This is a genomic window from Pseudomonas sp. FP603 (assembly GCF_030687415.1).
In the GTDB taxonomy this organism is placed as follows: domain Bacteria; phylum Pseudomonadota; class Gammaproteobacteria; order Pseudomonadales; family Pseudomonadaceae; genus Aquipseudomonas; species Aquipseudomonas wuhanensis.
Genome location: NZ_CP117431.1, coordinates 4,523,328 through 4,535,719, shown reverse-complemented (window position 1 = coordinate 4,535,719; position 12,392 = coordinate 4,523,328). Strand labels below are relative to the sequence as shown.

The 12,392-nt window shown below is 54.7% G+C and carries 5 protein-coding genes and 6 pseudogenes; 6 read left to right on the top strand and 5 right to left on the bottom strand.

From position 1 onward, the window contains the following. Positions 1-10 precede the first annotated feature (10 nt). Positions 11-460, bottom strand: a pseudogene (locus tag PSH65_RS20880) (DNA cytosine methyltransferase); the annotation flags it as partial. A 980-nt stretch (positions 461-1,440) separates the two neighbouring features. Then, positions 1,441-2,313 (bottom strand): annotated as a pseudogene (locus PSH65_RS20875) (DUF4158 domain-containing protein); the annotation flags it as partial. A gap of 123 nt (positions 2,314-2,436) precedes the next feature. Between PSH65_RS20875 and PSH65_RS20870 the strand changes: the two are divergent. Next, positions 2,437-2,982, top strand: a complete 546-nt coding sequence (locus tag PSH65_RS20870; protein WP_305422152.1) for a recombinase family protein — start codon at positions 2,437-2,439, stop codon at positions 2,980-2,982. A 23-nt stretch (positions 2,983-3,005) separates the two neighbouring features. Here the strand turns inward: PSH65_RS20870 and PSH65_RS20865 are convergent. Continuing rightward, a pseudogene (locus PSH65_RS20865) lies at positions 3,006-3,470 on the bottom strand (IS30 family transposase); the annotation flags it as partial. A gap of 224 nt (positions 3,471-3,694) precedes the next feature. Between PSH65_RS20865 and PSH65_RS20860 the strand changes: the two are divergent. Together PSH65_RS20860 and PSH65_RS20855 are read left to right on the top strand one after the other, a co-directional pair. After that, positions 3,695-4,721: pseudogene (locus PSH65_RS20860) on the top strand (IS30 family transposase). Positions 4,722-4,868: 147 nt separating this feature from the next. Beyond that, a protein-coding gene (locus PSH65_RS20855) for an IS3 family transposase (RefSeq protein WP_305422150.1) occupies positions 4,869-6,031 on the top strand; the annotation gives its coding sequence in 2 pieces (ribosomal slippage) (positions 4,869-5,124 and positions 5,124-6,031; 1,164 coding nt in all). Between the two features lie 21 nt (positions 6,032-6,052). Here PSH65_RS20855 and PSH65_RS20850 read toward each other — a convergent pair. Then, positions 6,053-6,583, bottom strand: coding sequence for a DUF4863 family protein (locus tag PSH65_RS20850; protein WP_305422149.1), 531 nt, complete (start codon positions 6,581-6,583; stop codon positions 6,053-6,055). An 80-nt stretch (positions 6,584-6,663) separates the two neighbouring features. Between PSH65_RS20850 and PSH65_RS20845 the strand changes: the two genes are divergently transcribed. Next, positions 6,664-7,749 carry a LysR family transcriptional regulator gene (locus PSH65_RS20845; RefSeq protein WP_305427028.1) on the top strand — a complete coding sequence of 362 codons (1,086 nt, stop codon included), beginning with the start codon at positions 6,664-6,666 and terminating at the stop codon, positions 7,747-7,749. A 35-nt stretch (positions 7,750-7,784) separates the two neighbouring features. Here PSH65_RS20845 and PSH65_RS20840 read toward each other — a convergent pair. Further along, a pseudogene (locus PSH65_RS20840) lies at positions 7,785-8,365 on the bottom strand (NADPH-dependent FMN reductase). A gap of 100 nt (positions 8,366-8,465) precedes the next feature. On the opposite strand from PSH65_RS20840, the pseudogene PSH65_RS20835 reads away from it, so the two are divergent. Together PSH65_RS20835 and PSH65_RS20830 are read left to right on the top strand one after the other, a co-directional pair. Further along, positions 8,466-9,433: pseudogene (locus PSH65_RS20835) on the top strand (IS30 family transposase). Positions 9,434-10,163: 730 nt separating this feature from the next. Then, a complete protein-coding gene (locus PSH65_RS20830) occupies positions 10,164-12,368 on the top strand; it encodes a type III effector HrpK domain-containing protein (RefSeq protein ID WP_305422148.1) in 2,205 nt (734 codons plus the stop codon). Positions 12,369-12,392 lie beyond the last annotated feature (24 nt).

Below are 12,392 nucleotides of genomic sequence, written 5' to 3'. Positions count from 1 at the left end.
GGGGGCGAGTTGGGCTCCAAAGCTGCATCTGGCGAACATTTTCCATACTGATCGTAATCGGTCGGACCTTGCCGGCCCATTTGATGATTACCCAACCGAGGTCGCGGATTTCCTTCTTGCGCGACTGACCGCCGGCCGCCTGGGAGTGGTGAGTACAGTCGGGCGAGAAATGGGCGAAGCCTACAGTTCGACCACGGCAGGCCTTAACGGGATCAACGCCCCACACATCCGTTTGATAGTGCTCAGCATGTGGGTGATTCGCAGCATGCATCGAGATGGCGGTCGGGTTGTGGTTGACACAAATGGTCACCGGCCTGTTCAAACCCATTTCCAACCCGGTCGAAGCGCCACCACCGCCAGCGAATAGGTCGACAATGATCCAATTGTCAGAGTCGTCGAGTGCCAGGCCGTACTGAGTTGAAAAATTGATGGTTGGGAATTTTTTGGGGAAAGAACTCATGCTGTAAACACCGCTGCCAGGCCAGAGGAGGGCGCGACGCCCGTTTCTGATCCAGATCTTCCATGCGTTCCCAAAACTGCAACTTCAATGGCTCTTCTGCGCGTAGTGCCGATTGGACCAAGCACCAGGAGCAAATCAGAAGTTTCGTTTTCTTCGTCGGGTGCGAGAATATCCGCATGATCTTTATGAGGAGTGATCCGTGGGCAGCATCAGGTTTTTTTGGATTTCTCGTTTGGGTTTGGGTCGTGGCGTTTTTGGGCTTTCCCGCGAGTCTATTCAGCTGCGATGGTGATCGAGGATGGAACCCTCATTGGCATGCCGCCGGAGGTTTGCCAATCACTCAATCTTCCAGTGGAGAATGCGCGCTGCAAATTCCGAGGAGCGTTACAAGGCACTCTGCGCCTCACCTGGGAAGTTGTAAGTGAAACGGGGTTGGCTGTGGAGTTGGAACAGGGCAAGTACCCACTCGCTTATGCAAAGTCGCGGGTCGCCGGTGGTAAGCCCACGGAGGTTGCTCTGTTCGTAGGGTTGGGGACTTTGCTGCTCCTCCCGCTTCTCCCGGAGGCGATGCTGTTTCTTCGCAGACGCCGGCCAGAGGGCGTTGGTAACGCGTAAGGTCTCTTTGCCTCGTTTATTGAAATAAATGCGACGTTTTCAAATTACTGCAGCAAAAAAGCCCGCAGCACACAAGGCCCAGTGAACGGCCCTGTGTGCTGCGGGCTTTCTTCCATTTTCCTAAGTGGCATTCAAACTAACCAACCTTGTCCTCCCCATAGACCGGAGGAGAGGGCGACTACCACTGCAGCGACAACCACTATCTGATGCAGCGACAGCTTGTCGCGAAAGTACATCCGCCGAATTTTCCCCATCATTTCCATGCTGATCACCCTGTGTTCTCCTACCCGGAAATTGAGCAGAAGCAGTTGAACACCTGGGTCAGTTTTCAGTCGGCAGAACAGCCTTTACTGGGTCAGTTTTCGGTCAGCGGCAACAGCCATACCCTCGATGACCAGCGCCACAAGGGTGGCGTAGCGCCGCTGTGGCTCGAACTTGGACAAGTCAGCAGGAGTCATCTGGCCACCTTCACGGGCGATCTTTAGCAAGCGATTTTGATGAACCAGCCGCTCGACCCCTGCGGGCAGATCAAAGGCCTGCCATGCTTTGAGGCGCTCGATATGTTCAAGCATGTGCCGCGAGTTTGGTTTAATCGGCGACTGGCGCAGCCAGGCCAACCAGGTGGCCTGACCTTTATCTCGGCGCTTGAGCAGGCCGTCGAGGCAACCGAGGTGTGTATTCGAAAGAGGCTCGGACAAGGTTTCGTAAATGCGCCGGTTGGCACCGGTGATTGCCTCAGCACAAATGCGCTCGATGACGCTTAGTGATGGAAGCAGTATGTTCTTTTGTCGTAACCCTTCGACCAATTCCGTCGCTAACACGAAGCCTTTATCGGACTGCCATGCCAATTCATCCAGGCTATGAACACAGGGACGATAGTGCCGTGTTGTGAATGGCTGAAATTCAAAAAGCGCTTGTAATTCCAATAGGTGCTCGCGACGCGTCTCGGCGCGTTGCCCATAGTCCGCCCATGCTTCAGGTGGCACCTTCAACTGCGTGGCCACCAGGTGCAGCAATGGCGCGAATGGTTCTTCATCCACCGCAAGTGTTACGCCGGGATAGCGCATCTAACAGAGTTGTACAGCGAAGCCCAGCCGATTCGCAGACCCGCGCCGTTGACCAATGAGGGTCAGATCGGCGTCGCTGAAAGAGTAGTGAAGAATCAGGTCATCTTTGGAGTCTGGCAACGCCAGTAAGCTTTCCCCCTCGGCGAGGGCAAGAATCGAACGACGTGGCATACAGTCTCCTTTCTCATAAGTTTGTGGGCACGGTAAAGTGATCGACCTAAGACGTCTATTAATTCGGTTATCGACATTTCATAGACGGACGATCTATAAATCGATTTATGAGACATTTTTACCATGCGACTTTTTGGTTATGCCCGCGTATCCACCAGTCAACAGTCCCTTGATGTACAGATAAAAGCGCTCAAGGCTGAAAACGTCAGAGCAACCCGAATTTTTACCGACAAGGTATCTGGCAGTCACACGAACCGCGAAGGCCTAAAAATGCTTCGGCTCAAGGTCGAAGAAGGCGATGTGGTCCTGGTAAAAAAGCTCGACCGGCTCGGTCGCGATACCGCGGACATGATCCAGCTCATTAAGGAGTTCGACGACATGGGCGTGGCCATCCGCTTTTTGGATGACGGCATCAGCACAGAGGGAACCATGGGCAAAATGGTGGTGACCATCCTGTCAGCTGTGGCTCAGGCCGAACGCCTGCGGATACTGGAACGCACCAACGAAGGCCGTTTGGAAGCAAAGGCCAAGGGCGTGAAGTTTGGCCGTAAGCCTACGGTGGACAAGATTAAAGTTCTCGCGCTGCGAGATCAGGGGATAGGTGCGATGGAGATTGCCAGGCAGCTGAAGATTGGTCGCTCGACGGTCTACAAAGCGCTGGCATCGTGAATTGATGACCGGCTTCATGCTTAACGTACATTAAATTCCGTTTTCTGAGGCGACCCCCCATAGCGTTTACGGTAGCGTTTTCGACGGTGTCGAAGATACGTATACAGCTCGCCGCCGCCCCGTTTGTCGGTAGCAATAAACCGATAAATCCACTCATGACTGACCGTCTGATCCGGCCTCTCTTGCTTCAACCGATGAGCAATCTGTTCCGGGCTCATCCCATGCTTGAGCCATATTGCCAAGTGATGGCTCAGCCAGATGAGCGACTTGCAAAACTTGCGCGCTCCGGCTCGCCGGGCATCACTTTCATGGGTCGCACAAACCGCCAGGTAACTCTTTTCAGGGCTGTTACGGCGAACCTCACGGCTGATCGTCGAAGGATGCACACCCACCTGTTTAGCAATACTGGCTTGGCTCTCTTTGGCCCTCAGGCCTGCCTCAATCTGGTAACGTTGGCCCTGAGTCAGCTGCCGGTAAGGCGTGGTCATCTGCGCTTGAATCCTTTGGTGTGAGAGCTTGGATTCTACCGGTGGCGGGCTCTCTGCCTCTCGTTTCAAGCGTTTCAAGCGTTTCACTTATTCTATGAATTCAGGGATTAATAACAGGCTCCACTGCAAGAAATCTTTTGCCTGTCATATTTCTCTTTGTTTTGTGAAGGGCTGCGGCAAAATCTGAGTGCAACACCTGACCTTTCCGGTACGGTGCAGACCCTATGTCTTATTCCGAACTCAGCGTTGAAGAGCGCGCCACCATTCAAATCGGTCATGCCCAAGGCTTCAGCCTGCGTAGGATTGCCTGCTTGATCACCCGATCCCCTTCGACCATCAGCCGGGAGCTGCGCCGCAATCGAGATGCCTGCGGCGGCTACTCGGCCCGTGTGGCCCAGCGGCAGATGCAGGCCCGCCGCCAGGTTTGTCGACCGATGCGAAAGCTGTTGCCGGGTAGCGAGCGCTTCAAGTTGGTGGCTCATATGCTGCGTGAGCGTTTGTCTCCCGAGCAGATTGCCGGCAAGCTGCGCAGCATGAACATTCCCAGCCTCAGAGATGCCTACGTCTGTCGCGAGACGATCTATAACGATCTATGCCTTGCCGGTCGGCGAGCTGCGTAAGGAGCTGATCATCTGTCTGCGCCAAAGCAAGACAACACGCAGGCCGCGCTCTGGTGGCGTGGATCGGCGCGGCCAGATTCCCGAGATGGTCAGCATCCATGTGCGTCCGCCGGAGATTGACGACCGTCTGATGCCGGGGCATTGGGAAGGCGACCTGATCAAGGGTAAGGCCAACGCCTCGTCCGTAGGCACGTTGGTGGAGCGCACCAGTGGCTACCTGATGCTGGTGAAGATGAATGATGCGACGGCAACCTCGGCGATGGAGGGCTTCAGTGCAGCGCTCAATGGCATGCCACTGGCAATGCGCAAGAGCATGACCTACGACCAGGGCCGGGAGATGGCGCGACACGCCGAGATCACCCAGAAAACCGGCATCGCGATTTACTTCTGCGACCCGCACAGCCCCTGGCAGCGCGGCAGTAACGAAAACATCAATGGCCTGATCCGCCAGTACCTGCCCAAGGGCACGGACTTGTCGGGACACAGCCAGGAAGAACTGGATGCCATTGCCTTGCAACTGAATATGCGCCCCCGTAAACGCTTCGATTTCAAATGTCCGATCGAAATGATGAGTGAGGTGATGCAAAAGGCCATGGCTATGCGGCACGATGCGCCCACTTCAATCCAATAACCGTGTTGCACTCAGCTCCTGCAACCGCCACGCTATTAGCCATGGCGCCTCATTCCCGTACTCTCTCCCAAATAACGTTAAAATGTAGTGGTCTAATGAAACCGGACACCCATTTAGGCGAGAATGCTCGCCAGATCGAGGTGTCAAATGACCAAACAACGCCGTTCCTTTTCTGCTGAATTCAAACGCGAGGCTGCCGACCTCGTGCTCAAGCAAAACTACAGCTACATCGAAGCCAGCCGTTCACTCGGCGTCGGCGAATCGGCGCTACGCCGTTGGGTTGAGCAGGTTCAAAAGGAACGCCAAGGCGTCACCCCGCAAAGCAAAGCACTGACCCCGGAGCAGCAGAAAATCCAGGAGCTGGAAGCTCGGATTGCCCGCCTTGAACGGGAAAAATCGATATTAAAAAAGGCTACCGCGCTCTTGATGTCGGAAGATCACGAGCGTACGCGCTGATCAATCAGCTTAGCGTCCATGAGCCGATTGATTGGCTGTGCAAAGTATTTGAAGTCACCCGCTCGTGTTACTACGCCCAGCGTCTCAAGCGCCGAACTCCCGATGTCGAGCGGCTTCGGCTGCGTAGTCGGGTCAATGAGTTGTTCACAGAAAGCCGTAGTGCTGCGGGCAGCCGCAGCATCTTGTCGCTGATGCAGGAAGACGGTGAACAACTGGGGCGGTTCAAAGTACGCAGTTTGATGCGTGAGCTTGACCTCGTGAGCAAGCAGCCAGGATCTCATGCCTATAAACGAGCGACGGTTGAACGACTGGATATCCCGAATACGTTAAATAGGGAGTTCAATGTCCCAGCACCCAATCAGGTCTGGTGCGGCGACATTACTTACATCTGGGCTCAGGGAAAATGGCATTACCTGGCTGTGGTGCTGGATCTTTGCGCGCGCCGGGTGGTGGGCTGGGCGTTGTCGGAAAAGCCGGACGCCGAGCTGGTTATCAAGGCATTGGATATGGCTTACGAACAACGAGGAAAGCCACAGGGCCTGTTGTTTCACTCGGATCAAGGGTCGCAGTATGCAAGTCGTTTATTTCGCCAAAGATTATGGCGATACCGCATGCGTCAGAGCATGAGTCGACGTGGAAACTGTTGGGATAACGCGCCAATGGAGCGTGTGTTCCGCAGCTTGAAAACTGAATGGATACCGACCGTGGGCTACCGAACGACCCAAGAGGCCCAGCGCGACATCAGTCATTTTTTGATGCATCGGTACAACTGGATTCGGCCCCATCAATTCAATGATGGGCTCGCGCCAGCTCAGGCCGAGAAAAAACTTAACGTCGTGTCCGGGATTAGTTGACCACTACAAAAACACATGCCTTCAGCCTTTAACCTGTAGATCGTAGGCAATCCGTCCTGCGGGCAAGAAGAAGAACGCAATCAGCGCGCCATTCTTGACTTCTGGATAATGATGGCTACCGGGAGATGGCGCAGTCCAACCTGCACCTTGCCATCCGTTGGGCCCAGCAAGTACAGCGTGCTCATCAAGGGGAATGACCATATTCAATTCACCATATGGATGACGGTGATAGTCACCCCGGAATGTACGCTCCAAGTTGTCCAACTCGTGTCCCTTACTGTCCATGAACACGGTAGTGATGCTGAAATAAAAAGTCTCAGCGCAAGGTTCACACAGCCGGCTGCGACGATAGTGCGGCCCACTGATTTCAGTGTTTGCCGCCCAGCCTTGCGCAACACCTTCAATGACTAGCTCCGCTATTACCTGGTAAGTTTCTGTTTCAGGACCGTAGACTTCGTTCAACCATTGTTCAATATCTGTGCTAGCCGTCTTATCTTTTATCTTAGAAAGAAATTCGATGCACAAGTTTATCAGCTCTTCTCGCTTACTCATTAACCGTCACTCTTTTTCTCATTTTTTAAACCTTCGCACATACTCCTCCCAAAAAGAAGGGAACTTCCTGCACGGTGAAAATGCAAAATATGCATGAGCTTACGACTTTTAAGCTTGCCAGCGAGACATTTCTAGACTCCAATCTCCAGCTGGTCAGCTCTGCAGCCTCCGAGATATTTCCTATGATCGCCTTTGACAAGCTGGACCTAAACTTGATTAGGGTTTTCGATGCTGTCATGGAGGAGCGCAGCGTCCTTCGCGCTAGCCAACGATTACATTTAAGCCAGTCCGCCGTCAGCCATGCCCTGTCTCGATTGCGCGATAGCCTGAACGAAGAAATTTTCGTCCGTACAGGTAAAGGGATGACGCCAACGAGCTATGCGTTCGAAATCAGCGTTCCGCTTCGTGCCGCCTTACACAGTATAAGTCTCGCCTTAAGCCCGGCCGATTCGGCCTTCAAACCGAAAAGTGTCAAGCGTTCCTTTGTGATAGCGGCGAACGACTACGTGTCGGCAACACTGCTACCGCGACTCAATCGTCGATTAGCAACATTGGCACCAGGTATCAACTTGATGATTACACCCTCGACGCGACTAGACTTGGCGGAACAGATTGACCTTGGCCGAATAGACGTTGCGATCGGCACATTTCGCAGTATCCCAGATCGGCTGCGGTCGCTACTGCTGCTTTTGCAGGACGAAGTGCTTGTTTGCAGTGGTGTTCACCCAACTGGTGACAACGAGGTGCGACTTCAAGACATGGCCGAGTTTCCTTTGGCCGTGGTCTCGCTGGGTGCGGAAGGCGCCCATAGCGCCTACATTCTTGAGCGTGGATTGGCGCGTCAGGCAGAGATGTATGATCGCGAGGCGCTAGAGCGTGCACTCGCGGGGGCGGGATTATCAGTGCGCAGGCAAATTGTGCTGCCGCATTTCCTCGCATTGCCGATGCTACTGGAGGACAGTGAGTTGCTTGCGATCATTCCGCAGCCTTTGGCCAAGACATTTGCCCGAAGTCTGGGCTTTAAAATCAAATCGCTGCCTTACCCTGTTACCCGTCAGCGACTTGACATGATCTGGCACATGAATAATGACAACGATACTGCCCAACGCTGGCTACAAGAGCAAATCAGTGCGGCCGCGCTGGACACTAGTCAATCTCAGGATTGAGCAAGGCTGCTGTCGACAAGTTATAGCTCGACGCTTCAGGTTTTTTTCAACACCTCAGAGAACTTGACCAACGCCGCGCCGACGGCCTTCACTTCCTGATCCACTTCAGCATTGATCAGTCTACTGTCTTCGGCAAATGCCAAGTGAGCGGCCCCCAGACTGAAGGTTTGAGGAATAACCACCGACCCAAGCTTTTCCAGGACGCCACGGATAGCGAGGGTTGACCGCAAACCGCCCATAGGTCCCGGTGAAGCGGAAATCACCGCCGAGGCCTTGTTTGCAAAAAAAGCCAAACCCGAAACCTTTGCTGGCGTAGGTCTACTAAGCCAATCTATAGCGTTTTTCAACAATGCCGTGTAGCCGCCGTTGTAGTCCGGTGACGCCAAAAGTAGTGAATCGTGCTCACTCAACAGCTGTTGTAACTCCAGAGCGTAAGGCGGAACACCCTGCACTCGCTCCAAATCGCTGTTGAAAAATGGCAAAGGAAATTGCCCAGTGACACCACTGTGACTTCAGCGCCCGCCGCCCGAGCACCTTCCACGGCGACGTTCAAAAGTTTTTGATTCAGCGACCCTTCGCGGGTACTACCCGATAGTGCAAGAACTTTGACTGCCATGCTGATCTGCGCCTCATATTGCCGTGTGTGAAATATCATTCACTTGGCGGCGGCAAAAACTGAGTGCAACACCTGACCTTTCCGGTACGGTGTAGCCCCTATGTCTTATTCCGAACTCAGCGTTGAAGAGCGCGCCACCATTCAAATCGGTCATGCCCAAGGCTTCAGCCTGCGTAGGATTGCCTGCTTGATCACCCGATCCCTTTCGACCATCAGCCGGGAGCTGCGCCGCAATCGAGATGCCTGCGGCGGCTACTCGGCCCGTGTGGCCCAGCGGCAGATGCAGGCCCGCCGCCAGGTTTCGGACCGATGCGAAAGCTGTTGCCGGGTAGCGAGCGCTTCAAGTTGGTGGCTCATATGCTGCGTGAGCGTTTGTCTCCCGAGCAGATTGCCGGCAAGCTGCGCAGCATGAACATTCCCAGCCTCAGAGATGCCTACGTCTGTCGCGAGACGATCTATAACGATCTATGCCTTGCCGGTCGGCGAGCTGCGTAAGGAGCTGATCATCTGTCTGCGCCAAAGCAAGACAACACGCAGGCCGCGCTCTGGTGGCGTGGATCGGCGCGGCCAGATTCCCGAGATGGTCAGCATCCATGTGCGTCCGCCGGAGATTGACGACCGTCTGATGCCGGGGCATTGGGAAGGCGACCTGATCAAGGGTAAGGCCAACGCCTCGTCCGTAGGCACGTTGGTGGAGCGCACCAGTGGCTACCTGATGCTGGTGAAGATGAATGATGCGACGGCAACCTCGGCGATGGAGGGCTTCAGTGCAGCGCTCAATGGCATGCCACTGGCACCCAGAAAACCGGCATCGCGATTTACTTCTGCGACCCGCACAGCCCCTGGCAGCGCGACAGTAACGAAAACATCAATGGCCTGATCCGCCAGTACCTGCCCAAGGGCACGGACTTGTCGGGACACAGCCAGGAAGAACTGGATGCCATTGCCTTGCAACTGAATATGCGCCCCCGTAAACGCTTCGATTTCAAATGTCCGATCGAAATGATGAGTGAGGTGATGCAAAAGGCCATGGCTATGCGGCACGATGCGCCCACTTCAATCCAATAACCGTGTTGCACTCAGCTCCTGCAACCGCCCCTATCCCCCAAATTCCAGCTCCGCGTTCGCGCCTCTTCAAAGTTGGCCAAGGTTACGGTCGGCCGTCCGGTGCTTGGGGTAGAAGATTGGCCTGTTTCCACTCCAGTTCTAGCAGTGGAAGCACCAGGATCAAGGATGGTGGTTCGCCGCCTGCCCCCGGGCGCGACGACCGTCACGTTGACTGATGGTGGCAGACCTTGTGCGGCGGCTGAGTTCGGCGTGTTCTTTAGGACTCAGGACAATATCTTGGGCGCCCATCGGTTCGCCTCTGATGGTGTGATGACCGAGAAAGCATAGCTAATATTGCGGAGAATTTACTTCGAGACAGGACACTAGTTGGCTAAAGCCGCCTGGTGGTTTGTCGACCTTCTCCTCGGACGGATGTACTTGTTCGTTTGTCAAAGGCAAAAGTGGTTGGAGGTATCGAATATCAGAAAACTTCACCTACGGATTCTCCGCGAGCACGAACAAGACATGCTGACAGCCATCCCTGGACAACTCGGACAGGGCTCGAGATGTCCAGGAAGCACGATACTTATTGGTGGGCCCAGCGCCGCAGCAGTTCCTTACGGCCTCGCTTGATACGGATCATTTCATGCGGTGTCTGTGGGGGTTAGAAACTGATCCTGCTGAATTGGGAACCATTATGCGATGGATGCCCACCTATCGACATCATCCGACTCGATACTGGCGCTCGCACATGCACATTTCCAACGCTGCATCAAACGGGACGGTATTACCGGGCATGCCCTTGGAGCCTATGGTACCTGTGGTCCAGGGCACACCGGGTAATGTGCATCCAAATGCGGTTCACTTCGGTCAGTCGTCCGCTAAACAGGCTTTGGTCAACGAGCCGATAAAGACGTCCTTTGACGTTCTGGTAAAGCGGTTGCTAGGTATCGAAAGCTCTGCTCCCCAGCACCGTGTCGCCAGTCCATCAGCAACGGAGCCCGCATTGCGCACTATGCTCAATCCTCCTGCTATTGCCTTGGGCAACGCTGCCCCTGCCTCGACGCCGGTAAAAAGTACGGCGAATGACTTTCTTGATAGCTCGAAGTACTCCTCGCCCGATGAGCTCCAGAGGTGGAGTCCCTTGGTTGCTGGATTGCTGCCCGAGCAGCGCGAGCAGGCTGCAAAAGAGCTCAATCGCCCTATAGCTGCGGCTCGCATGGCAGCTGACAAAGGTCCAGACGCGCAAAAAGCCATGCAATTCATCAATGAGAATCCTGCTCTCAAGACCGCCATCGACACGGCGAAGCGTGGAGGGAAGGCCGACGGCAAAATTTCCGACGGAGACCTAAAATCCTTCGCCAAAAAAATGCAAAGCGCTGCTGATGACGCAGACAAAACCCTGGCTCAGTTTCAAAAAGATAATCCCGACGCTGATCCACAGTCATTGCAAATGGTCCGCTCGGCTTCATTGCTTCAGGCCAATAGTCCGCTGACCACTGCGGCCGGTCCGAAGGAAGTATCGGGCAACAGCAAGGTAGACAAATACACTAACGTCGAAGGATTGAAAGCCATGGAGGGAAATCCTGGACTTTCCGTTGTACTCAAACAGGCTTCCAAAACCTTTTTACAACCCGGTTTTTTGGACCTTATCGATAAAGGCGGGGACGAGGGCAAGGCACTGGCTACCAGTCCGAAGGACAATCAATTCGATGCATCGAACATCAGCAGGTGGATCAAGACCCAGGCGCCGACCAATGAGGGCGAGTTCGCAGGCATGCTAAGCGATGCGGCAACTTTGAATGCTGTTGCAGGCGTTGACATCAGCGCCCTTGATGCAAATATTTTCAAGCGACCTCAGGACTACAGCGGGCAGCAGAAAGCTGCTGTCATGGTCAAGCTGCAACAGACCGAGCAAAGCGTCATTGCCGGTCAGGGTCTGCGCAAAACCGGTAAAACCGAAGAAGCCCTGGCGGAAAAGATTGGTCAGTTGCAAGCCGATCCAGACGTGCGGGCATACATGAATAACGCTGTTCCAAGCCAGGAACGTGCACTGATCGCCAGCGATCCAGCCCTCGGCAGGGCGGTCAAGGATCAAATGGTCAATTTGCGCAGCGGTCAGGCACTGCGCAGTGAAATGAATACAGCCGACAAAGCCGCCAAAGCTGACCAGGCAAGACCCGACTACAGCAGGGCCATCAACGGGCAAGCTGCGCAGCTGCAGATGCAACGAGACCTTCTGGGGCCCGATGCCTCCTTGCCTACGGCTCAGCAAATCATCAGCCATCGACCGGATATTCAAGGCTCGCTCAAAAATTCGTATGAAGCGAATTTCAGCAGAGGCCAGGCCCTTAAGCATTCGTTGGCACACAAGGATGCCGATCCTGCACGGTCACTCCAGCAGGTCGACGCACAGAGAGCAATCTATGACTCGGTGTTACCCGGAGATTTTACTCAGGCGCAGCAGGCACGGTACGTCGACTCGACGTTTACTCAACTGCGGGGGGCGGACAAAGGTCGTGAGTGGTTGGGGCAGTTGATCAACGGCACACAAGCGCCTGTCACCAATAACTCGCCCCCTGATGCTAGAAACAGAGCCGAAAAGCTCAAGGACGGTTACGACGCGACCAAGGCCGGTCTTTCCACGGCTAAACAGGGTATCGACGCAGCACGCAGTATCGCCGGACGTGAAGCCTCGGCTGGTCTCGGTCGTATGGCTGGGGCGGTAGGGGGGCGAGTTGTCGGAATGGTGGCCGGTCATGCAGCAGGACTCGCCGCAGCTTCGGCCATTGGTGTGGCGGCGGGTCCAGTGGGCTGGGTGATAGAAGCGGTCATCGGCTTGGGCCTAGGCATCGCGGCGATCGTCGAGGCAGTCAAAAAACACGATATGCAAAAGAAATTCGACCGCAACGTCGATCCTACTTTGGATCAGTTTGGCATCCCCAAAGCACACTGATGTACGACGTTCGGTCTTTATCAT